The organism is Nonomuraea polychroma (assembly GCF_004011505.1).
GTDB lineage: Bacteria > Actinomycetota > Actinomycetes > Streptosporangiales > Streptosporangiaceae > Nonomuraea > Nonomuraea polychroma.
In genome coordinates this window covers 4,997,205-5,018,730 of the sequence record NZ_SAUN01000001.1, presented here as the reverse complement: position 1 = coordinate 5,018,730, position 21,526 = coordinate 4,997,205, and the positions used below count along the sequence as shown (strand labels likewise).

General features: G+C 71.0%; 21 protein-coding genes. 17 read left to right on the top strand and 4 right to left on the bottom strand.

The window, feature by feature from the left end; all coding sequences use genetic code 11:
• Window positions 1-70 precede the first annotated feature (70 nt).
• From prcB to EDD27_RS22915, 8 genes are all read left to right on the top strand, one after another.
• Window positions 71-919: a proteasome subunit beta gene (gene prcB, locus EDD27_RS22950; protein ID WP_127934193.1), complete on the top strand. Its 849-nt coding sequence runs from the start codon at window positions 71-73 to the stop codon at window positions 917-919.
• Between the two features lie 21 nt (window positions 920-940).
• On the top strand, window positions 941-1,738 hold the full coding sequence (gene prcA, locus EDD27_RS22945) for a proteasome subunit alpha (protein ID WP_127940890.1): 798 nt from the start codon (window positions 941-943) through the stop codon (window positions 1,736-1,738).
• Between the two features lie 547 nt (window positions 1,739-2,285).
• Entirely contained in the window at window positions 2,286-2,813 is a 528-nt protein-coding gene (locus EDD27_RS22940) for a hypothetical protein (RefSeq protein WP_241564203.1), read from the top strand.
• A 127-nt stretch (window positions 2,814-2,940) separates the two neighbouring features.
• A complete protein-coding gene (gene pafA, locus EDD27_RS22935) occupies window positions 2,941-4,299 on the top strand; it encodes a Pup--protein ligase (protein WP_127934192.1) in 1,359 nt (452 codons plus the stop codon).
• A 74-nt stretch (window positions 4,300-4,373) separates the two neighbouring features.
• Entirely contained in the window at window positions 4,374-5,306 is a 933-nt protein-coding gene (locus EDD27_RS22930; RefSeq protein ID WP_127934191.1) for an FKBP-type peptidyl-prolyl cis-trans isomerase, read from the top strand.
• Window positions 5,307-5,589: 283 nt separating this feature from the next.
• A complete protein-coding gene (locus EDD27_RS22925; protein WP_127934190.1) occupies window positions 5,590-6,489 on the top strand; it encodes an FKBP-type peptidyl-prolyl cis-trans isomerase in 900 nt (299 codons plus the stop codon).
• Window positions 6,490-6,509: 20 nt separating this feature from the next.
• Window positions 6,510-7,184 (top strand): helix-turn-helix transcriptional regulator, encoded by a 675-nt coding sequence (locus EDD27_RS22920; RefSeq protein WP_241564202.1) that lies wholly within the window; start codon window positions 6,510-6,512, stop codon window positions 7,182-7,184.
• 32 nt (window positions 7,185-7,216) lie between these two features.
• Window positions 7,217-7,696 carry a DUF3291 domain-containing protein gene (locus EDD27_RS22915; protein ID WP_127934189.1) on the top strand — a complete coding sequence of 160 codons (480 nt, stop codon included), beginning with the start codon at window positions 7,217-7,219 and terminating at the stop codon, window positions 7,694-7,696.
• Here the strand turns inward: EDD27_RS22915 and EDD27_RS22910 are convergent.
• Window positions 7,642-8,709, bottom strand: coding sequence for a DUF3866 family protein (locus EDD27_RS22910; protein ID WP_127934188.1), 1,068 nt, complete (start codon window positions 8,707-8,709; stop codon window positions 7,642-7,644). The two genes, EDD27_RS22915 and EDD27_RS22910, sit on opposite strands and share 55 nt — an antisense overlap.
• 37 nt (window positions 8,710-8,746) lie before the next feature.
• Between EDD27_RS22910 and EDD27_RS22905 the strand changes: the two genes are divergently transcribed.
• From EDD27_RS22905 to EDD27_RS22880, 7 genes are all read left to right on the top strand, one after another.
• Complete coding sequence (locus tag EDD27_RS22905; RefSeq protein WP_127934187.1) at window positions 8,747-9,697, top strand: helix-turn-helix transcriptional regulator; 951 nt, start codon at window positions 8,747-8,749, stop codon at window positions 9,695-9,697.
• 67 nt (window positions 9,698-9,764) lie between these two features.
• Entirely contained in the window at window positions 9,765-10,736 is a 972-nt protein-coding gene (locus tag EDD27_RS22900) for a helix-turn-helix transcriptional regulator (protein ID WP_127934186.1), read from the top strand.
• Window positions 10,733-10,888 (top strand): hypothetical protein, encoded by a 156-nt coding sequence (locus EDD27_RS54520; protein ID WP_164903757.1) that lies wholly within the window; start codon window positions 10,733-10,735, stop codon window positions 10,886-10,888. Before EDD27_RS22900 ends, EDD27_RS54520 begins: the two co-directional genes overlap by 4 nt.
• Window positions 10,889-10,955: 67 nt before the next feature.
• Window positions 10,956-11,270 (top strand): Sec-independent protein translocase subunit TatA, encoded by a 315-nt coding sequence (gene tatA / locus EDD27_RS22895; protein WP_127934185.1) that lies wholly within the window; start codon window positions 10,956-10,958, stop codon window positions 11,268-11,270.
• A 31-nt stretch (window positions 11,271-11,301) separates the two neighbouring features.
• Window positions 11,302-12,189: a twin-arginine translocase subunit TatC gene (gene tatC / locus EDD27_RS22890; RefSeq protein WP_241564201.1), complete on the top strand. Its 888-nt coding sequence runs from the start codon at window positions 11,302-11,304 to the stop codon at window positions 12,187-12,189.
• Between the two features lie 75 nt (window positions 12,190-12,264).
• Window positions 12,265-13,152: a YegS/Rv2252/BmrU family lipid kinase gene (locus EDD27_RS22885; protein ID WP_127934184.1), complete on the top strand. Its 888-nt coding sequence runs from the start codon at window positions 12,265-12,267 to the stop codon at window positions 13,150-13,152.
• A 126-nt stretch (window positions 13,153-13,278) separates the two neighbouring features.
• Complete coding sequence (locus tag EDD27_RS22880; protein WP_127934183.1) at window positions 13,279-16,014, top strand: DEAD/DEAH box helicase; 2,736 nt, start codon at window positions 13,279-13,281, stop codon at window positions 16,012-16,014.
• A gap of 25 nt (window positions 16,015-16,039) precedes the next feature.
• Here EDD27_RS22880 and EDD27_RS22875 read toward each other — a convergent pair whose 3' ends face one another.
• Window positions 16,040-16,225: a hypothetical protein gene (locus EDD27_RS22875; RefSeq protein WP_127934182.1), complete on the bottom strand. Its 186-nt coding sequence runs from the start codon at window positions 16,223-16,225 to the stop codon at window positions 16,040-16,042.
• A gap of 393 nt (window positions 16,226-16,618) precedes the next feature.
• On the opposite strand from EDD27_RS22875, the gene EDD27_RS22870 reads away from it, so the two are divergent.
• Entirely contained in the window at window positions 16,619-18,643 is a 2,025-nt protein-coding gene (locus EDD27_RS22870) for an ABC transporter ATP-binding protein (protein WP_241564200.1), read from the top strand.
• Between the two features lie 299 nt (window positions 18,644-18,942).
• Window positions 18,943-19,524: a TetR/AcrR family transcriptional regulator gene (locus tag EDD27_RS22865; RefSeq protein WP_127934180.1), complete on the top strand. Its 582-nt coding sequence runs from the start codon at window positions 18,943-18,945 to the stop codon at window positions 19,522-19,524.
• Between the two features lie 3 nt (window positions 19,525-19,527).
• On the opposite strand, the gene EDD27_RS22860 is transcribed toward EDD27_RS22865, so the two are convergent.
• Window positions 19,528-20,940, bottom strand: coding sequence for an RNB domain-containing ribonuclease (locus EDD27_RS22860; protein ID WP_127940886.1), 1,413 nt, complete (start codon window positions 20,938-20,940; stop codon window positions 19,528-19,530).
• Between the two features lie 41 nt (window positions 20,941-20,981).
• Window positions 20,982-21,299: an STAS domain-containing protein gene (locus tag EDD27_RS22855; RefSeq protein WP_127934179.1), complete on the bottom strand. Its 318-nt coding sequence runs from the start codon at window positions 21,297-21,299 to the stop codon at window positions 20,982-20,984.
• Window positions 21,300-21,526: the final 227 nt, after the last annotated feature.

Sequence of the window (21,526 nt, the reverse complement as noted above, 5' to 3'; positions counted from 1 at the left end):
GGGAAGTGCAGACAGCAGCACAACATGAGTAGGGTCGCCCTAGGAACACTGACGTTTGGGAGGGAGTCGCGTGGCATCGCACAGGGATCTGCCCGCCGGCTTGGTGGACCATCTTTTCCGTAACACCGGAAGCTCCTCGTTCACGGAGTTCGTGAGCTCTTATGCGCCGGAGTTGCTGCCACAGCGGGATCAGGTTCTGGCCACTCCGATCGGCGACCAGGTTCCGCACGCGACCACGATCGTGGCCGCCACCTTCGCCGGTGGCGTGGTCATGGCGGGCGACCGGCGGGCGACGTCGGGCAACATCATCTCGCAGCGTGACGTGGAGAAGGTGTTCCGCGCCGACGAATACTCCTGCATGGGCATCGCGGGCACGGCGAGCACGGGCATCGAGTTCGCCCGGTTGTTCCGCGTGGAGCTGGAGCACTACGAGAAGCTCGAAGGCCTGGGCATGTCGGTGAAGGGCAAGGCCAACCGGCTGGCCACCATGATCAGGGGCAACCTGGCCATGGCCATGCAAGGGCTGGTGGTGGTGCCGCTGTTCGCCGCCTACGACCCGGACAAGGACGAGGGGCGCATCTTCAGCTACGACGTGGCGGGCGGGCCTTACGAGCGGGAGAGGTTCGACGCGATCGGCTCGGGCTCGATCTTCGCCCGCGGGTCGCTGAAGAAGCTCTATCGTGACGGGGCGTCGGCGGACGACATGGCGATGACGCTGATCCAGGCGCTTTATGACGCGGCCGACGACGACTCCGCGACCGGCGGTCCCGACGTGACGAGGAAGATCTGGCCGATCGTGGCGGTGATCGACGCCGACGGTTTCCGCCGGCTGAGCGAGGAGCAGATCTCCGGCTACGTCGACCAGATGCTGGCAGCCCGATTGATCTCGCCCGACGGCCCCATCGCCCCGCTGCGCTAGAAAGGACCACCGCCCGTGTCCATGCCTTTTGGATATGCGTCCCCTGAGCAGATCATGCGGGACAAGGCCGATTACGCGCGCAAGGGCATCGCGCGGGGCCGTTCCGTCGTCGTGCTGCAGTACGTCGACGGGTTGTTGTTCGTGGCGCCCAACCCGTCGCGGGCGCTGCACAAGATCAGCGAGATTTACGACCGCATCGGGTTCGCGGCCGTGGGCCGCTACAACGAGTTCGAGGAGCTGCGGCGAGGCGGCATCCGCTACGCCGACATCAACGGCTTCACCTACGACCGCACCGACGTGACCGGCCGCGGCCTGGCCAACCTCTATGCCTCCAACCTGGGCCGCATCTTCACCGAGTCGATCAAGTCGCTCGAGGTGGAGGTCGTGATCGCCGAGGTCGGCGAGACCCCGGAGAGCGATGCGATCTACCGGTTGACGTTCGACGGGTCGGTGTTCGACGAGCACGGTTTCGCGGCCATGGGCGGCCAGGCGGAGGCGGTGGTCAACCGGCTGAAGGAGCGTTACCGGGAGTCGATGTCGCTGGCCGACGCGCTGGAGGTGGCGTTGTCGGCGCTGACGGAGCCGGGAGGGGAGCGGCCGCCGGTGGGGCAGCTGGAGGTTGCGGTGCTCGACCGTAACCGGGAGCACCGCAAGTTCCTGCGGCTGACGGGCGCCCGCCTGGAGCGCCTGCTCGGCCAGAGCTCCGCCACCACCACGCCCGAGACCCCGCCGTCAACTCCGCTCGAGACCCCGCCGTCCGACGCCCCGCCCCCCACCGGCCCTGAGGGGCCCGTGGACGACGGCTCGTCGCCCCTGTAAGGGCTTCCGGCGCCCACCGGGGCCGTCGCTCGATCGGCGGGTCCCGGTGGGTGGCCGTGCCGTGTCCGGCAACCGGCCGATCCGTCGGCGGAAGGGCGCACGTGCTCCGGACGGTGGCTGCGCTCGGCGTGCGTGGGGCACTGCGGAAGGGCGCACGTCGTCCGGACGGCGGCTTTGCATGCCGTGCGCGGGGCGGTTGCGCCTGCGGCCTTCGTGGGACAGCGGGCTCTGAGGGCCCGTGGACGACGGCTCGTCGCCCTGTAGGCGTACCGCGTTCCGCTTGGGTCGCTGTCCGGCCGGTCGGCCGCTCGAGGGCAGGCAGGCCCAGGTCGGCGGTCCGGCGGCGGCGGCGCAGGCCGACGGGTTTTCGACATGGCGGGTTTCCGAGCTGCGGGATGGCGGGTCGCGGGGGGACGGGTGCGTTGAGCGGGGGAGAGGCGCGGCGTAGCGGGTGGGGCATGTGCCGGACGCCGCACCGGCCGACGATGTGATCTGTATCACTATGATTTGCCCGAACTGTCCGGCGTGATCCGGAATCTCAGAATCTGTGAACACTTCCCTGCGCGCCCTCCTGGCCGGCGGCGCGGCCGCTGCGGTGATGCTGACGTCGGGCGTGGCCGCCCACGCCGCCGCCACCGCGTACCCGGACTACAAGGCGCCCAAGACCTTCGGCACCTCGTTCCAGCCCGACCCGGAGCACGACTTCACCAAGGGCATCCACTCCCGCCGCAACGGCATCCTGCGCGGCTGGATCACCGACGTGCGGGCCGACGTGGCCGAGTACGAGCCGATCAAGTGGAAGAAGGGCACCCACACCGAGGGGCATTTCGTGGGCCCGCCCGAGGGCGACGCCATGGCGTACGCCTCGCCCATCGCCAAGGACGTGTTGTTCCTGTCGGCGTACGGCTGCAAGTCGTCGATGGGCGACCTGACCGTGAGCAGGAAGACCGGCTTGGGCAGCAAGAAGTGCTCCAGGGCCACGCTGATCAAGCGGCACGGCCGCATGCCGCTGCCCGCGCTCATCACCGTGCACAAGGGCAGGATCGTCAAGGTTCAGGAGATCTTTACCCCCTGACGGGGCGCGGCACCGGCACCCGCGCCCCGTGGGGGCGGGCGCGGGACGGAGCATCCTGTACGGGCGCGGCGGAAAACACCTGAGAAGATCTCTCCCGCTGGCCGACCCATGGGCATAGTGTGAGGTGATGGATCGTCGCATCTTCGGGCTGGAGAACGAGTACGGCGTGACCTGCACGTTCCGGGGACAGCGCAGGCTGTCGCCCGACGAGGTCGCGCGCTACTTGTTCCGGCGGGTCGTGTCCTGGGGCCGATCGAGCAACGTCTTCCTCCGCAACGGCGCACGTCTGTATCTGGACGTGGGCAGCCATCCTGAGTACGCAACACCCGAGTGTGACAACGTCATCGAGCTCGTCACCCACGACAAGGCGGGCGAGCGCATCCTCGAGGGCCTCCTCGTCGACGCCGAGAAACGGCTGCGCGAGGAGGGCATCGCGGGTGACATCTACCTGTTCAAGAACAACACGGACTCGGCCGGCAACTCCTACGGCTGCCACGAGAACTACCTGGTCGGCAGGCACGGGGAGTTCGGGCGGCTGGCGGACGTGCTGATCCCGTTCCTGGTGACGCGGCAGATCGTGTGCGGCGCCGGCAAGGTGCTGCAGACGCCCCGCGGCGCCGTCTATTGCGTGTCGCAGCGGGCCGAGCACATCTGGGAGGGCGTGTCCAGCGCCACCACCCGGTCCCGGCCCATCATCAACACCCGTGACGAGCCGCACGCCGACGCCGAGCGGTTCCGCCGCCTGCACGTCATCGTGGGCGACTCGAACATGAGCGAGACCACCATGCTGCTCAAGGTCGGCGCCACCGACCTGGTGCTGCGCATGATCGAGTCCGGCACGGTGATGCGCGACCTGTCGCTGGAGAACCCGATCAGGGCCATCCGCGAGGTCTCCCACGACATGACCGGCCGGCGCCGGGTGCGGCTGGCCAACGGGCGTGAGGCGTCGAGCCTGGAGATCCAGCAGGAATATCTGTCGAAGGCGAAGGACTTCGTCGACCGGCGCGGCGGCGACGCCATCGCGCACCGGGTGCTGGAGCTGTGGGAGCGTACGCTGCGCGCGGTCGACACCGGCGACCTCGACCTGGTCTCGCGGGAGATCGACTGGGTGACGAAATACCAGCTGATCGAGCGTTACCGCAAGAAGTACGACCTGCCGCTGTCGTCGCCGCGGGTGGCGCAGCTGGACCTCGCCTACCACGACGTGCACCGCAAGCGCGGCCTGTTCTACCTGCTGCAGAAGCGCGGCTCGGTGGAGCGGGTGGCGTCTGACCTGAAGATCTTCGAGGCCAAGTCGGTGCCGCCGCAGACGACCAGGGCGCGGCTGCGGGGCGAGTTCATCCGCAAGGCGCAGGAGAAGCGCCGCGACTTCACCGTCGACTGGGTGCATCTCAAGCTGAACGACCAGGCGCAGCGCACGGTGCTGTGCAAGGACCCGTTCCGCAGCGTGGACGAGCGGGTGGACAAGCTCATCGCCGGGATGTAGCGATCGGTTTACCTCGGCCCTACCTGGGAGTCGGGTAGGGTGACGCGAATCTGCCGTCTTTCCGAGGGAAGCGCATGCGCCGCGTTCTGGCCTCTTTGGCCGTCATGCCGTTGATCTTGTTCGCCGCCGCGTGCGGCTCCGAAGAGAGCCCCGCGACCAGCGCCTCCGCCTCCGCAGGGGCGAAGGTCACTGTCGGCGGGAACGTGGGCGCCAAGCCCACGGTGACCTTCCCCTCGGGGTCGCCCGCGACCACGTCGTCGTACGAGGTGATCCAGCCGGGCACCGGCGCCGCCGTCAAGACCGGCGACAAGGTGATCGTCAACCTGACCGTCTACAACTGGGACGGCAAGGGCAACGCCGTCCAGGGCTCCTCGTACGACACGAAGGCGCCCGAGACGATCCCGGTCAACCAGCAGCTGCCGAAGGTGCTGCAGGAGGGCTTCACCAAGGTCAAGCACGGCGGCCGGCTGCTGGCCGTGCTGGCGAACGACGCGGTCGCCCAGCCGCAGCAGACCGCGCCGGCCGAGCCGACCAAGGTGTTCGTGTTCGACGTGGTCGGCACGCAGCCGCCTGCGCTGAAGGCCGCCACCGGCAAGGAGACCGGCCAGAGCCTCAAGGGCGTCAAGGTCGACAACCCGGGCGGTGAGAAGGCGCCCACGCTGACCACGAAGACCAGCGACAAGCCGTCCGACAAGCTCGTCGTCAAGACGATCATCGAGGGCACCGGCGCCAAGGTGCAGCCCAACCAGACGCTGACCGTGCACTACACGGGCAAGATCTGGGGCACCGACAAGCAGTTCGACTCCAGCTGGGAGCGGGGCGAGCCGGCCGAGTTCCCGCTCAGCGGGGTGATCCAGGGATGGCAGCAGGGGCTGGCCGGAGTGCCGGTCGGCAGCCGGGTCGTGTTGAGCATCCCGCCGAACCTGGGCTACGGCGACCAGGCGCAGCAGAACATCCCCGCGAAGAGCACGCTGGTGTTCGTCGTGGACGTTCTCGCCGCCTACTGACCGTCCGGCTCGTGAGACACGCGGCCGGGTGCCCCTGCCACTGAGGGGTGCCCCCGGCCGCGCCCGGGGGCCCGATACCCGTGCCGTGGTATCCGGCGGAGATCAGGCAGCGGCGCTCATGCGGCACCGCGGCGGGCTGTGCGGCATGGTGCGGGTGCATCGGGGCGACATTCCGGGCATGGGGGATATTTCTGGAGCTGGCTGACGGGTGATCTGGCCTCGCGGTAGCATCGCGAGGCCCGGCGGCGCAGCGCCGCCAGGGCCGCTTCGCGTGGGAGGATCGATGCTCCGCCGTGCCGTCGCACCGCTCCTGATGGCGTGCCTGATGGCGGCGGGCTGCACGGGTGAGCCGGCGGGGAGCCCGGAGCTGAAGGTGGGCGGCGCGTTCGGCGCCCGGCCCACGATCGCCTTCCCCGACGGCCGGCCGGCGGCCGGGCTGCAGGTGGACGAGCTGGCCACCGGCAAGGGCGCGCGGCTGCGGCAGGATGACGTGGCGATCGTCCAGTACACCGCGCACGTGTGGGACGGCGGCAAGAACCGCCTGGTCGACTCCAGCTTCAACCGCGGCGCCCCCGCGGCGTTCCCTGTGGGGCGGCTGCTGCCGGGCCTGGACCGGGCGTTGCAGGGCCGCACCGTCGGCAGCCGGGTGATCGCGGCCATCCCGCCCGACCAGGGCTTCGGCCCCAACCCGCCGACCGGCGTCCAGCCGGCCGACGAGCTGTTCTATGTCGTCGACATCCTCGGCGCCCACCCCAAGGGCGCCTCGATCGACGGCCGCGGCGGCTCGCTGGCGGGCGTGCGCGTCACCGGCGGCGCCCGCCCGAGGCTGACGGTTCCTGCGACCGCGCCGCCCGCCCGGTTCGCCGCCAAGGTGCTCGACCGCGGCGCCGGGCGCAGGACGCGGGCCGGGCAGCTCGTGGTCGTCCAGTACGCGGGCGCCGTCTGGAGCCGCCGCCGGGTCTTCGACACGACCTGGACGACGGGGCAGCCGAAGGCGTTCAGGATCGGCGACGGCACCGTGATCAAGGCCTGGGACCAGGCGCTGGTCGGTGTCCCGGCCGGCAGCCGCGTCCTGATGATCGTCCCGCCCGCGTACGGGTACGGCGCCCCGGGCCACCCCGCGTACGGGATCAAGGGCTCCGACACCCTCGTCTTCGTGGTCGACGTTCTGGCCGCGTACTGACGGCGAAATAGACTCCGCTTGTGGGTGACCGGAGGGAGCCGACCATCAGACACAGCACCGACGACCTCGAGGCGCTGGCCCTGCTGCACGACCCCGTACGCCGCAGCCTCTACGAGGCTGTCACCGCCGGCGGCGGCGACGTGGGCAGGGGAGAGGCGGCCGAGGCGGCGGGCGTGTCCAGGACGCTGGCCGGGCACCACCTGGACAAGCTCGTCGAGGCGGGCCTGCTGGAGAGCGGGTTCCGGCAGCAGGAGAAGAAGGGCCCCGGCAGCGGCCGTCCCGCCAAGGTCTACCGCAGGGCCAGGGGCGAGCGGTCGGTGAGCCTGCCGCCGCGCGACTACGCCACCCTCGCCTCCGCCCTGGCCGACGTCGTGGACCTGCTCGGCGCCGAGGAGCAGGCCGAGGAGGCGGCGCGGCGCGCGGGCGAGCGCATGGCCGGGCGGCACGCCGGGCAGCCGGTGGAGCAGGTGCTGGGGGAGCGCGGCTACGAGCCCTACGAGGAGGCCGGGGTGGTGCGGCTGCGCAACTGCCCGTTCCACGCCCTGGCCGAGGAGCAGCCGCTGCTGGTGTGCTCCATGAACCTGGCCCTGTGCCAGGGGCTGCTCCAGGGGCTCGGTGACGACCCGGCCAGGGCGAGGCTGGATCCGCGGCCGGGAGAGTGCTGCGTCTCCCTTTCTAAAACAAATGAAGATTGACATAGAAGGGGGAGGGGTGGTGTGCTGACGTCATGCATCTCGCTGAGCTGAACCTCGCCCACCTGCGCGCCCCCATCGACTCCGCCGAGCTCGCCGAGTTCGTCGCCCTGCTCGAACCCATCAACGCCATCGCCGACGAAGCCCCCGGATTCGTGTGGCGGCTGAAGGAGAGCGAGACCGACCCCACCGCCACCGTCGTGCACGACTACGGCGACTACCTGCTGATCAACTTCTCGGTGTGGGAGTCGCTCGACTCGTTGTGGAACTACGTCTACCGCAGCCCCCACTTGGGCGTGCTGCGCCGCCGCAGGGAGTGGTTCCTGCGCATGGCGGAGCCCTACATGGTGATGTGGTGGATCCCCGAGGGGCACATCCCCTCGCTGGCCGAGGGCATGGCGCGGCTCGAACGCCTCAAGGCGGAGGGCCCCAGCCCCGAGGCGTTCACGTTCAAGGACTCCTACGCCAGCAGCGAGGCCGTCAGCCTGCCCGCCGCCGCCGAGGCCACGAAGTAGGCCAGGTCCTCCTCCAGGCCCCGGCCCATCGTCGACAGCTTGACCGGCGAGCCGCGCAGCGCCTCGTGCAGCCCGTCCACCGGCACCGGCACCAGCCGGTGCCGCACGGCCAGCAGCTCGGCCTGGTCCCTGACCCGCTCGCCGAAGTCGCCGGGCAGCTCCGGCACCGGCACGTCCGCCGGGCACAGCGCCACCCGGCCGTAGGCGGTCAGCGAGTGGTGGGAGACGCCGTAGTGGCGCTCGCGCCGGTCGCCCTCGCTGACCCGCAGCGCCGCCACCGGCCGCCCCCGCAGCACCCCGGCCGCGTTGACCGCCTCGCCCGCCGATACGCCCGAGAAGCCCCACTTGGTGCCCGTGCCGAGGTTGCCGGGGCCCTGGGTGACGATCGCGACGTCGGCCTCCAGCACGTGCCTGGCCGCCAGCAGCCCCGTGTGCACGGTGACCGCCTCCACGTCGCCGCCGAACGCCTGCCCGACCGTCACCACGCCCGCCAGCCAGCCGATCTCGCGCAGCCGCGCCGCCGCCATCGAGAACCACACCGGCAGCGCGCCGCCGTCCTGCATCACGTACGCCACCCGCGTGCCGGGCGCGGCCTCGTACAGGCCGCACAGGATCGGCGCCAGCGCCGAGTGCAGGTCGGCCACCACCACCGGCATGTCATCCAGGGCGTCGGCCTCCCGCAACACGTCGTGATGCGGGGAGTCCTGCTCGTCCGCGCCCAGCACCGTGGCCTGCAGCGGGGTGTAGCGGGCCTTCACCAGGTGCCCCGGCCCGACGGGATCTTGCGGCAAACGGTTCGGGACGGCCACCACCATGGCGTAACCTCCCGTACCGAGACCCATCGCGAGCGCGGTCGTGTTGAGCAGCACCTCGTCGCCGGGTTCCGGGCGGCCCACCAACGGCGGGTACGCGAGCGCCCGGCACTCCCCCTCGGGGACGGCGACGTCCAGCTCCACCGCTCCCGGCCACTCGCGTCGGATCCGTACGACCTCGCCCTTGCGCCATCTGATCACGGGGGCAGGGTAGCGTCATGAAGGAGGAGTGAGGCAGATGTCGCGCCGGAAAACGGAACGGTTGCTCAATCTGGTGATCTGCCTGCTCGCCACCCGGCGCCCGCTGTCGGCCGAGCAGATCCGCCAAGCCGTGCCCGGCTACGACCGGGACGGCGACGAGGCGTTCCAGCGCATGTTCGAACGCGACAAGAACGAGCTGCGCGAGATCGGCATCCCCATCGACGTGGTGCGCGACCCGTGGGAGGACGAGCCGGGCTACCGGATCGAGCGGCAGTCGTACGAGCTGCCCGAGATCACCCTGGAGCCCGACGAGGCCGCCGTGCTCGGCCTGGCCGCGCAGGTGTGGCAGCGTGCCAGCCTGGCCGAGGCCGCCTCCGGGGCGCTGCTGAAGCTGCGCGCCGGCGGCGTGTCCACCGACCAGCCCGTCGGCACCGGAGCCCTGGAGCTGCGGGTCGACACCCGCGACCCGGCCTTCCCCGCGCTGTGGGACGCCGTGCGCGACCGGCGCGTGGTGCGCTTCGACTACCGCGGCGCCGGCAGCGAGAGCGTGCGCAGCCGCACCGTGGAGCCGTGGGGCGTGGTCAGCCGCCGCGGCAAGTGGTATCTGGCGGGGTTCGACCGCGACCGGCAGGCGCCGCGCGCCTTCCGGCTCAGCCGCATCACCGGGCAGGTCGCCGCGCTCGGCAAGGCGGGCGTCGTGCAGGTGCCCGAAGGCATCGACCTGCGGGCCATGGTCGGCTTCCCCGACGAGCCTATGGACGAGCGCGTCGCCGTCGTACGCGTGCGCCAGGGGGCGTGCGAGGGGTTGCGGCAGCTGGCCAGGGCCGTGCACCTGGGCATCGACGGGTGGGACGAGGCCGAGCTGGCCTTCACCGACCCCGAACGGCTCGCCGGGTGGATGGCCAGCCTCGGCCCCGACGTCGAGGTCGTCGAGCCGCCGGACGCCCGCGAGGCCGTCATCCGCAGACTGAAGGGGGCAATGGCGTGAGCGAGCGGAGCGAGCGAACAATCAGACGCAGCAGCGGCCCGCTCATGCGACCGACGAAGGAGGGCGCATGAGTGGGTCGGCGGATCGGCTGCCGAGGTTGCTGGCGCTGGTGCCGTACCTGATGTCCCATCCGGGGGCGCAGGTCGGCGAGGTGGCCGCGGTGTTCGGGCTGAGCGAGAAGCAGCTCATCGACGACCTGCAGCTCGTATGGATGTGCGGGCTGCCCGGCCACACCCCCGGCGACCTGATCGACGTGTCCTGGGACGGCGGCGAGATCCTCATCGACAACGCCGACACCATCGCCAGGCCGCTGCGGCTCGGCATCGACGAGGCCAGCGCCCTGCTGGTCGCGCTGCGCATGCTGGCCGCCACCCCCGAGCTCGCCGAGGTGCAGGCCGGCAGCGACGCGCTGCCCCGGGTGATGGCCAAGCTGGAACGGGCCGCCGGCGAGGGCGCCGCCACGGTCAGCAGCCAGGTCGCCGTCGACGTGGACGCCGCCCCCGACGCGCTGCCGCGCGTGCGCGAAGGGCTGAAGCGGGGGCGCAGGCTGTCGCTGCGCTACTACGTGCCCGGGCGCGACGAGGTGACGCCGCGCGAGGTCGACCCCACCCGGGTCGTGGTCGTCGACGGCCGCGCCTACCTGGAGGGCTGGTGCTACCGGGCCGAGGCGATGCGGCTGTTCAGGCTCGACCGCATGCTCGGCGTGGACGTCCTTGACGTGCCCGCCGACCCGCCGGCGGAGGCCGAGCCCATCGACGTGACCCAGGGCGTCTTCCGGCCCTCGCCGACCGACGAGCTGGTCGAGCTGGAGGTCAGCGCCGCCGGGCGGTGGGTGGCCGAGTACTACCCGTGCGAGCAGGTCACCGAGCTGGGCGAAGGGCGGCTGCGGGTGGCGCTGCGGGCCCGCGACGACGACTGGATACTCAAGCTGGCGCTGCGGCTGGGCGACACCGGCAGGGTCGTCTCGCCGCCTCGGATGGCCGAGACCGTGCGCCGCGAGGCCGAGCGCGCCCTGGCCCTGTACGCTCACCGGTCATGACGTGGATCTTCGTGGCGGCCGGGCTCGTACTGGCCGGACTGGCCGTGCTGGGGGTCGCCGGAGCCAGGGTCGTGGCCGCGGCACGTGGGCTCAACAGGGAAATCGCTCAAGTTAACGAGCAATTCAGAATGAAACAGGACCTCAAGGGATGAGGCAGAGCCGCTGGCAGCGTACGATCGGGGGGAAGAACAGCACTCTGCTCACCATGAAGGACGTCACATGAACTTGGGAGCTCCAGAGATCATCCTGATCCTGGTGGCGCTGGTCCTCCTCTTCGGGGCCAAGAAGCTGCCGGACCTCGCCCGTGGCGTCGGACGGTCCCTGCGCATCTTCAAGGCGGAGACCAGCAAGATGACCGAGGACGACGACGACAAGCCGACGGTCGTGCAGGCCACGCCCGAGCCCCAGCAGGCGCCCGCGCCTCCGCAGCAGATCCCGGCCGCGCCGGTGATCTCCGCCGAGGAGCAGGCCCGCCGGCTCGAGGAGGAGGCCGCGCGGCTGCGGGCCGGCGCGCAGGCCGACAAGCGTCCCTGACCCCCGCCCCCTCGTCCCCAGGACTGCTTAGATGGCGCTGCTGAAACGATCGGGCCCCAGGCCGAAGCCGGAGCCGGACCCAGAAGGCCGGATGCCGCTCATGGAGCACCTGCGTGAGCTGCGCAACCGGCTGCTCATCGCATTCGCCGCGATCGCGGTCGGCCTGATCGTCGGCTGGATCGTCTCGGGGCCTGTGTGGGAGCTGCTCAAGGAGCCCTACTGCGCGACTCCTCAATCGCGCCAGCTCAACGGGGCGTGCAGTCTCACCTACAACGGCATCTTCTCGTCGTTCTTCATCACGCTGAAGGTCTCGTTGATGGTCGGCCTCGTGGTGTCCTCGCCCGCCTGGCTCTACCAGATCTGGGCGTTCGTCACCCCGGCGCTCTACCGCACCGAGAAGCGCTACACGCTGACGTTCCTGGCGCTGGCCATCCCGCTGTTCGCGCTGGGCGCGGGGCTGTCCTACTTCATCATGGACACCGCCCTGGGGTTCCTGCTGGGGTTCTCGCTCGACGGCACGGTCGCCACGATCTCCATCGACGACTACCTCGACTACGTCCTGATCATGCTCATGATCTTCGGGGTGTCGTTCGAGCTGCCGCTGCTGCTGGTGTTCCTCAACGTCATCGGGGTGCTGTCGCACGCGACCGTCTCCAAGCACCGGCGGCTGGTCATCTTCCTGATGTTCGTGTTCGGCGCCGTCGTCACGCCGGGCGGCGACCCGATCACCATGATGGCGCTGGCGGCGCCGATGATCGTGCTGTTCATGGCGGCCGAGCTGTTCATGTACCTGCGGGAGAAGCGGCAGCCGGAGAGCGAGTTCGCCCACCTGTCCGACGACGAGGCCTCGCCGCTGCCGGAGGACACGCCGCTCGACGACGACCCTGAGGACAAAGAGGACTCCGGTTCGGTCCGATGACGGCTGACGGGCCTCGGGAGCCCTCCCGGCCAGAAGAGGATTCCGGTTCCGCCCGATAGGCGATAGGTTCCGGGCGTGTCCCCGCAACTCGCCCTGCTCGTCAACCCGGCCGCCCGCGGCGGCCGGACGCTGCGCATGCTCGAGCCCGTGGCGCGCCGGCTGCGTGCCGGCGGAGCCGAGCTGTCGGTGATCGTCGGCGTCGACGCCGCCGATGCGCTCGAACGCGCCTGCACGGCCGTCGCCGAACGCCCTGACGCGCTCGTCGCCTTCGGCGGCGACGGCCTCGTCCATCTCGCCGTGCAGGCCGTGGCCGGCACCGACGTGCCGCTCGGGATCATCCCCGCGGGCACCGGCAACGACATCGCGGCCGCGCTCGGCCTGCCGTGCAAGGACCCCGTCATGGCGGCCCGCGTCGTGCTGCGCATGAAGTCGCGGCTGGTCGACGTGGCCCGCCTCCGCGCGGGAGGCGCCGAGGAACTGTTCGCGGGGGTGGTGTGCTGCGGGTTCGACTCGCGGGTCAACGAGCGGGCCAACCGGCTCACCTGGCCGCCCGGGATGGCCAAGTACGTGGTCGCGATGCTGGAGGAACTGCGCTCGTTCCGGCCCATCCCGTTCCGGGTCACCTTCGACGGGGACGAGGTGGTGGAGCAGGAGGCCATGCTGGTGGCCGTGGCCAACACGCGCTCGTACGGGGCGGGGATGCGGGTGTGCCCGGACGCGCTGCCCGACGACGGGCTGCTGGACGTGATGATGGTGGGCGCGATCTCCAAGGGGGAGTTCCTGCGGGTGTTCCCGAGCGTGTACCGGGGGACGCACGTCGGGCATCGCGCCGTGTCGGTGCGGCGGGTGCGCAGCGTGCGGCTGGAGGCCCTCGACGTGGTGGCGTACGCGGACGGGGAACGGATCGGGCCGGTGCCGCTGGAGTGCGAGGTGCGGCCGGGGGCGCTGCGGGTCATCGTTTAAGATCTACAATGTAAAGGCGCCGGGATGGTCCGGAACGATGCCGCTGGGTGCTCCTGGCCCGCGGCGGGGGGAGGGGCGGGAATGGGCGGGACGGACCGGAATGGCGATTTCGGTAGGCTGACGGGTATGACAACGCCAGCGGAACGTTACGCGGCCTTCCGTCAGAAGCACGGGGACGAAGGGGCCGCTCTCAGATCGTTCCGAGGTCTCTACGACTTCGAGCTGGACGACTTCCAGCTCGACGCCTGCCGGGCCCTGGAAGCCGGCGACGGCGTCCTGGTGGCGGCGCCCACGGGGTCGGGCAAGACGGTGGTCGGCGAGTTCGCCGTGCACCTGGCCTTGGAGCAGGGCCGCAAGTGCTTCTACACCACCCCCATCAAGGCGTTGTCCAACCAGAAGTACAACGACCTGGTCAAACGCTACGGCACCGCCAAGGTCGGCCTGCTGACCGGCGACAACAGCATCAACGGCGACGCCCCCATCGTGGTCATGACCACCGAGGTGCTGCGCAACATGCTCTACGCCGGGTCCGCCACGCTGGGCGGGCTCGGTTTCGTCGTCATGGACGAGGTCCACTACCTGGCCGACCGGTTCCGCGGCGCGGTGTGGGAAGAGGTCATCATCCACCTGCCGGAGTCGGTCCGGCTGGTGGCGCTGTCGGCGACGGTGAGCAACGCCGAGGAGTTCGGCGAGTGGATGGGCGAGGTGCGCGGCGACACCACGGTCATCGTCGACGAGGTCCGGCCGGTGCCGCTGTGGCAGCACATGATGGTGGGCAACCGCCTCTACGACATGTTCATGAACGACGACCTGACGCCGCGCATCAACCCCACCTTGATGAGGGTGACCAAGGACGCCGAGCGGCTGACCGCGGGCCGGGGCCGGCGCGGCTACGGCCGGCCGCAGCGGTCCCGGCCGCCGGACCGCGTGCAGGTCATCGAGAAGCTGGACGCCGAAGGGCTGCTGCCGGCGATCACGTTCATCTTCTCCCGCGCCGGTTGCGACGCGGCGGTGCAGCAGTGCCTGTACGCCGGGATCCGGCTCACCACCGACCGCGAGCGGCACGAGATCAGGCAGCTCGTCGATGAGCGCACCGCGCACCTGCCCGACGAGGACCTGGCGGTGCTGGGCTTCCTGGAGTGGCGCGACTGCCTGGAGCGCGGCCTGGCGGCGCACCACGCGGGCATGCTGCCGGCCTTCAAGGAGGTCGTGGAGGAGCTGTTCACCCGCGGGCTGGTCAAGGCGGTCTTCGCCACGGAGACCCTCGCCCTCGGCATCAACATGCCGGCCCGGAGCGTGGTGATCGAGAAGCTGGACAAGTGGAACGGCGAGTCCCACGCCGACCTGACGCCCGGCGAGTACACCCAGCTGACCGGGCGGGCCGGGCGGCGCGGCATCGACGTCGAGGGCCACGCCGTGGTGCTGTGGCAGACGGGCATGGACCCGCTGTCGGTGGCGGGCCTGGCCGGCACCCGGACCTACCCGCTGCGTTCCAGCTTCCAGCCGTCGTACAACATGGCCGTCAACCTGGTCGGCCAGTTCGGCAGGGAGCGGGCGCGCACGCTGCTGGAGGAGTCGTTCGCGCAGTTCCAGGCCGACCGGGCGGTCGTGGGCCTGGCCAAGCAGCTGCGCAAGCACGAGGAGGCCCTGGAGGGCTACCAGGAGGCCATGACGTGCCACCTGGGTGACTTCCCCGAATACGCGGCGCTGCGCCGCCGCCTGTCCGATCGGGAGGCCGAGCTGGCCAGGCAGCGGGGCGCCGCCCGGCGCGCCGCGGCGGTGCGGTCGCTGGAGGCGCTGGAGCCCGGGGACGTCATCCGGGTGCCCGGCGGGCGGCGGGCCGGTCTGGCGATCGTGCTCGACCCGGGGCGCAACCCGCGCGGCCGCGCCGCCGGGACGGGGCCCACCCCGCTCGTGCTGACGATCGGCAAGCAGGTCAAAAAGCTCGACCCGGCCGACTTCCCGGTGCCGGTCGAGCCCTTGGAGAAGCTGCGCATCCCGAAGAACTTCAACGGCCGCTCGCCGAAGGAACGCGCCAACCTCGTCTCCACGCTGCTGGCCAAGATGGGCGATCGTGACCTGGGCAAGCCGGCCAGGGCCCGCGACCACACCGTGGAGGACGAGGAGGTCAACGAGCTGCGCCGGCGCATCCGCCAGCACCCGTGCCACGGCTGCGACGAGCGCGAGGATCACGCCCGCTGGGCCGAGCGCTACTACAAGCTGCTGCGCGAGACCGAAGGGCTGCGCCGCCGCGTCGAGGGCCGCTCGCACGTGATCTCCCGTACGTTCGACCGCATCTGCTCGGTGCTGGAGCAGCTCGGCTACCTCGACGGCGAGACGGTCACCGACGAGGGCCGCCGCCTGGGCCGCATCTACACCGAGCTGGACCTGCTGACCGCCGAGAGCCTGCGCAAGGGGCTGTGGGAGGAGCTGGAGCCGGCCGAGCTGGCGGCCTGCGTGTCGGCGCTGGTGTTCGAGTCACGGGCCGCCGACGACGCCCGCCGTCCCAAGATCCCCGCAGGGCGGGCCCAGGACGCGCTGACGTCGATGATCCGGCTGTGGGGGGAGCTGGAGGGCATCGAGTCCGACCACGGGCTGTCCACCATCAGGGAGCCCGACCTGGGGTTCGCCTGGGCGGCGTTCCGCTGGACGAAGGGGCACAGCCTGGACGCGGTGCTCATGGACGGCATCAACGGCAACGAGCTGGCCGCCGGCGACTTCGTACGGTGGATCAAGCAGCTGATGGACCTGCTCGGCCAGCTCGGGAACGCGGCCCCGCCCGGCAGCAAGATCAAGCAGACCGCCGTCAAGGCCGTGGACGGCATGCGGCGCGGGGTGGTGGCCTACTCCTCGCTCACCTGAGCGTGCTCTTGGCCGCCCGGTCGTGCTAGTCGTCGTGGCGGAGTCCGAGGACCATCACCACCAGGCCCAGCAGGCCTGTCGCGGTGGCGACGGCGGCCAGCGTGCCGCCGTCGAACCACAGGTGCAGCAGGCCGAAGCTCTTGTCGAAGAAGTGCTCGGCGATGAGCGCGCCAAAGCCCTGAATCATGAGGATGATGCCGAGGAAGGTCATGCACCGATCGTGGCAGCCGTAGCGGAAGGTGCCATCGAACCAAAGTATCGGCCGCCCTACTCCTTGGAACCAGTGCCGAGACGCACCTTTGGCGGTTACATTACCTTATTTAGCTGTTTCCTGCATTTACATCTAATTTAACCGGAATGCGGAATCGCCTTTCTGGGCTGCTTCGACGGGTCAAGTCTCTTTTGCACCGACGAATATCTCGTGATTTATTTGCATTTGAGTGCTAGCGTCCGATTTGTGAATGTGTCGGCCATCCAACGGGGGAGGAATCATGGCTAACACGCAGTTCACGCGAGTCGGGTTCCAAGAAGGATGGGGTTGCCGCCGACGGCGGTGGCGCAGACGCCGCTGCTGCTGGGGCAGACGCCGTAAGTGGTGGTGGGGGTGGTAAACACACCCCGTGAGGGCCGGCGGCTGAGCCGCCGGCTCTCTTTCGTCGCCTCCGGCCGTGAACTCGCTCCGGCGATCACTCTGCGCCGCACCTTCCGCGAGTTCTGGCCGGACACCCGCGGGTTGCGCCGGCTGTTCGCGGCCGGTGTGGTGCTCGCCATCGTCGCGGCGCTGTGTGAGGTCGCCGCGATCCGGCTGTTCGGCCACATCACGGACGAAGTGCTCGCCACCCGGGAGCTGGGGGCGTTCTGGGTTCCCGCGGTCAGCTGGCTCGGGCTCGCCGCGGTCGCGGGGGTCGCGTCCTTCGCCGGCTCGTACGTCACCGCGCTCGGCGCCGAACGTTTCCTGCTGGGACTGCGCGACCGGGTGTTCGCCCACATCCAGAAGCTCGCGCCGGACTTCTCCGAGAAGCGGCGCCTCGGCGACCTCATGGCCCGGCTCACCGACGACGTCGAGGCCATCGAGGAACTCGTCGGCTCCGGGCTGGTCAAAGCGCTCACCGCGGCCGCCGGCGCCGTGTTCTTCGCCGGGGCCGCCTTCCTCATCCGGTGGGACCTCGCGCTCGTCACCTTCGCCCTGATTCCGGCGTTCCTGCTGGTGTCGAGGGCATTCGCGGCCAGGTTCAGAACGGCCGCGGCCCGCGAGCGGTACAGCAACGGCGCCATGAACAGCGTCCTGGAGGAAGGGCTGGCCAACCAGCCGCTGGTGCAGGCGTACAACCGGCAGCCGGCCGAGGCCCGCCGCCTGCACACCGAGGGACGCACGTGGCTGCGCGCCAACATGGCGCAGGCCTGGCTGTCCGGCCTGTACGGTCCCGCCGTCCAGGTCATCGAGACCGTCTGCCTGATCGTCATTCTCGGGGTCGGCGCGTGGGAGATCGCCGCCGGCCGGCTGACCATCGGTGGCCTGCTCGCCTTCGCCGCGTACCTGGCCCTGCTCTACCCGGCCGTGCAGAGCCTCGGCGAGCTGGCCCTGACGGTGTCCGAGGCGGCCGCGGGATCCGACCGGATCATCGAGATCCTGCGGACCAAGCCCGCCGTCACCGACGCTCCCGGCGCCGTTGCCGCGGGAACCCGGGGACGCTGCCGAGGGCGGGTCGACTTCGAGCGGGTCGGCTTCACCTACCCGGGGCGGGGACGGCCGGTGCTGCGGGAGGTGTCCTTCGCCGCCGAGCCCGGCGAACTGCTCGTGCTCACCGGGCCCAGCGGGGCGGGCAAGTCCACGCTGGCCAAGCTGCTGCTGCGCTTCTACGACCCGGACGCGGGACGCATCCTGCTCGACGGCGCCGACATCCGCGGCCTCACCCGCGAGTCGCTGCGCGCCAACGTCACCGTCCTGCACCAGGAGACGCTGCTGTTCTCCGGATCGGTACGGGACAACATCGCCTACGGGCGGCCGGACGCCTCGCACGACGAGGTCATCAAGGCCGCCGAGGCGGCCGGGGTGCACGACTTCGTCAAGCTGCTGCCCCAGGGCTACGACACGCCGGTGGGACAGCGGGGGAGGCTCCTGTCCGGCGGGCAGCGGCAGCGGATCGCCATCGCCAGGGCCATCCTGCGCGACGCGCCCGTGCTGGTGCTCGACGAGCCCATGAGCGGGCTGGACGAGACGATGGCCACCCAGGTCATGCAGCCGCTGCGGCGGCTCATGGCCGGTCGCACGACGATCCTCATCACCCACGACCTCCGGCACGCGCCGGAAGGAGCGCGGATCGTCGAGCTGGAGCCGGTGCCCCGCGAGAGCCGCCTGCGCCTCAAGCGCATCGGCACCCCGGCCCGCCGCCCCGCCCCGTCCCGCGACGCACACCACGAGACAGCGTCGGGCGCGGCGCGACAGCCGGCATCGCCGGGGATGGCGCGGCAGGTCGTGTCATCGGTGTCACCATCGGATCGGATGTGCGGTGCTCAGCAGGGGACGCTGTCCGACCCGGGACGGCATGCGGCAGGGGCCCCGGATGCGTTGCACGGCGTCCGCCAGGGCACAGCCCCGGGCCCGCGCGACGACAGCCCGGAATCCTAGGCGCCCGCACACGGCCCCGACTGCGGCCAGGGCCGTGTGCGCCCCCCGCCCGCGCGGACGGGACAACCGCCGGGCCCGCGGGTCGCACCCGCCGACGCCGACACCCGCCCACCAGGGCGAGGCACCGCCCCCTGTGCCGATAGGCATCGGTGAGATGGGCACCTAAGGGGAATTCACTGGACTCCCGGAGCCGGCGGAATCGGGATGGCCGCGCTCGTTGCGGGTGTATGGCGGGGCGCATCTGCTCGATAGAATCGGAGAGCGCTCTCCGCTTGTCAGGAAGAAGGCAGGTGCACATCATGGGCGACGACCACAGCACGGCCAGGCCGTTACGCGCCGACGCCCGCCGCAACCGCGAGCGGGTCCTGCAGATCGCCCAGGAGGCGTTGGCCAGCGACGGCCTGACCATCTCCTTCGACGAGATCGCCCGCCGGGCCGGCTTCGGGGTGGGCACCGTTTACCGGCATTTCCCGACCAAGGAGGCGCTGTTCGAGGCGGTGCTGCTGGGGCGGATCGAGCGGTTCGTGGCCGACGCCCGCGCGCTGGGCACGGCGGAGGACCCGGGCAAGGCGTTCTTCGGATGGTTCACGCGGGTGGTCGAGCAGGCCTCGGCCAACCAGGCGCTGTGCGACATGCTGGACGACGGCTCGGGGATGGCGTTACGGCCGGGCTCGGCACTCGAGAACGACTTCGCCGCCGCCCTCGGCCGGCTGCTCGCCAGGGCGCAGCAGGCCGGCGCGGTACGGCGGGACCTGGTGACCGAGGACGTGCGGGACCTGTTACGAGGGTGCCTGGCGGCCGAGCGCCGAGCACGGGCCAGAGGCGGGGCCGTGCGGCTGGCGGAGGTCATCTGCGACGGCATGCGGGCCGGACCACGCTGAGGGTCAGGTCAGGGTGAAACGGACCTCGCGGGTGGCCGGGTCCGCTCGCGTCAGCCGTACCGTGACCTGCTCGCCGAGGGGGACGGGCCCGTCGCAGCGGGCGATCACCGCGGGGTCGGTGAGTTGCACCTGGCCGCCGCCGCGCCGCTCGTCCACGTCGATCACCACCGCCTCGAACGCCTGCCCGAGCCGGTCCCGCAGCAGGAACGCCTCCACCAGGTCCACGCAGGCCCGGTCCACGGCGGCGGCGCGCCGCCCGGAGGACGCCATGAGAGCGGGCAGGCTCGCCAGGCTCGCGCGCACGTCGGAGGGCACCGGCTCGCCCGCGGCGATCGCCAGGCACACCTCCGTCGCGTACCGGTCGACCAGGCGCCGCAGCGGGGCCGTGACGTGTGCGTACGGTGCGGCCACCGCCGCGTGCCCGGCCTCCTTCGGCGGCGCCCCGTCGAAGGCCTCGTAGCCGGAGCCGCGCAGCAGCACCCTGGACTCGTGCAGGAACGCCGCCTGCTGAGGGTTCTTCGGGTCCAGGTCGTGCACCACGGCGCCGTACCCGGCGCCGTCGGGCCACGGCACCCCCAGCGCCCCCGCCACCCTGCGGACCTTGGCCAGGTCGCCGGAGTGCGGCGGCGGCAGCACCCGCAGGATGCCGATCTCGGCGTCGAGCATCATCGCGGCCGCCGCCATGCCGGTCAGCAGGGAGATCTGCGCGTTCCACGCCTCGGCCGGCAGGGGCAGCCGGTACTCCAGCCGGTAACCGCCGTCGGCCGCCGTCACCTCCTGCTGGGGTGTGGGCAGGGTGACGCCGCCGCGCTCGCGTTCCAGGGCCAGCCGGAGCCGGCCGATCTCGGCCAGCAGCCCCAGAGTGCCGTCGGCGGTGCCGGTGTCGACCGCCGCCTGCACGTAGGTGTAGTCCAGGCGCTCGCGGCTGCGGATGAGGGCACGCTGCACGTCCGCGCCCACCGTGCGGCCGTCGGCGTCGAGGTCGATCACCCACACCGCGGCCGGTCGCGGGACGCCCGGCAGCAGGCTGGCCGCGCCCTCGGACAACACGCGGGGGTGCAGCGGCACCTTGCCCGCCGGCAGATAGACGGTCTCGCCCCGGGCCCTGGCCTCGGCGTCGATGACGCCGCCGGGCCGCACGAACGCGCCGACGTCGGCGATGGCATACCAGACGCGGTAGCCGCCGCGCAGCCGCTCCAGGTGCACGGCCTGGTCGAGGTCCATCGATCCGGGCGGGTCGATGGTGACGAACGGCACGTCGGTGAGGTCCTTACCGCCCGGCCGGGGCACCTCCGCGACCCATCCGGCCTCTTCGAGCACGGCAGGCGGGAACTCGCCCGGCAGGGCGAGCTCGCGCGTGATCCGGTCGAAGCCGTCTTCCAGCTTGAGCGGTATCTCTTCGGGAACCTGAATCATCGACACGTCCCCAACCTACCGGGGCACGCGGGCGACGCCGATCATGCGAGGCGGCCGTCGAGCCCGGTGATCCGCAGCAGCCGCCGCATGGCGGGCGGGACGCCCGCGATCCGCAGCGGCGTGTGCTGGCGCTGGGCGTGGTTGTACACGGAGATGAGAATGCCGAGCCCGGCCGCGTCGATGAAGGACAGGCGGCTGACCTCGATGATCATCGAGGCCTGCGGGGCACCGCAGGCCTCCCGCAGCAGCGTGAGCAGGTGGCTGCGGAGCAGCTCGGTGGTGGCGATGTCCAGCTCGCCGGACACGGCGACCGTCACGGTGCCGTCGCGGTGGCTGGTGGTCAGGTGTAGTGGGTCCATGTCCGGCTCCGCGCTCTGTCAGGGCCGGGAACACCCAGTCGCTGTGCGCGGACCCGCCCTTGCCGTAGACACCAGATGCGCATGTCACTCAACGCGACTGCGTGCTTCCGGAATGAAGTTTACCTGCCTGGTCGCGTACGTCGAGAGCTGCGCGGCGGTATCTGGTGGACAGGAGAATTCCTCGGGAAAACAATTCCGATTACGTGGTTGCACAAAAGCGCCCCATA

Bases quoted from the DNA above. Each gene is read 5' to 3' on its own strand.
- EDD27_RS22900 (WP_127934186.1), top strand. From the start codon at position 9,765: ATGAGTGGGTCGGCGGATCGGCTGCCGAGGTTGCTGGCGCTGGTGCCG.
- EDD27_RS22915 (WP_127934189.1), top strand. From the start codon at position 7,217: ATGCATCTCGCTGAGCTGAACCTCGCCCACCTGCGCGCCCCCATCGAC.
- prcA (WP_127940890.1), top strand. From the start codon at position 941: ATGCCTTTTGGATATGCGTCCCCTGAGCAGATCATGCGGGACAAGGCC.
- EDD27_RS22875 (WP_127934182.1), bottom strand. From the start codon at position 16,225: ATGACCTTCCTCGGCATCATCCTCATGATTCAGGGCTTTGGCGCGCTC.
- tatC (WP_241564201.1), top strand. From the start codon at position 11,302: ATGGCGCTGCTGAAACGATCGGGCCCCAGGCCGAAGCCGGAGCCGGAC.
- EDD27_RS22855 (WP_127934179.1), bottom strand. From the start codon at position 21,299: ATGGACCCACTACACCTGACCACCAGCCACCGCGACGGCACCGTGACG.
- EDD27_RS22930 (WP_127934191.1), top strand. From the start codon at position 4,374: ATGCGCCGCGTTCTGGCCTCTTTGGCCGTCATGCCGTTGATCTTGTTC.
- EDD27_RS22865 (WP_127934180.1), top strand. From the start codon at position 18,943: ATGGGCGACGACCACAGCACGGCCAGGCCGTTACGCGCCGACGCCCGC.
- EDD27_RS22860 (WP_127940886.1), bottom strand. From the start codon at position 20,940: ATGATTCAGGTTCCCGAAGAGATACCGCTCAAGCTGGAAGACGGCTTC.
- pafA (WP_127934192.1), top strand. From the start codon at position 2,941: ATGGATCGTCGCATCTTCGGGCTGGAGAACGAGTACGGCGTGACCTGC.
- EDD27_RS22880 (WP_127934183.1), top strand. From the start codon at position 13,279: ATGACAACGCCAGCGGAACGTTACGCGGCCTTCCGTCAGAAGCACGGG.
- tatA (WP_127934185.1), top strand. From the start codon at position 10,956: ATGAACTTGGGAGCTCCAGAGATCATCCTGATCCTGGTGGCGCTGGTC.
- EDD27_RS54520 (WP_164903757.1), top strand. From the start codon at position 10,733: ATGACGTGGATCTTCGTGGCGGCCGGGCTCGTACTGGCCGGACTGGCC.
- EDD27_RS22905 (WP_127934187.1), top strand. From the start codon at position 8,747: ATGTCGCGCCGGAAAACGGAACGGTTGCTCAATCTGGTGATCTGCCTG.
- EDD27_RS22925 (WP_127934190.1), top strand. From the start codon at position 5,590: ATGCTCCGCCGTGCCGTCGCACCGCTCCTGATGGCGTGCCTGATGGCG.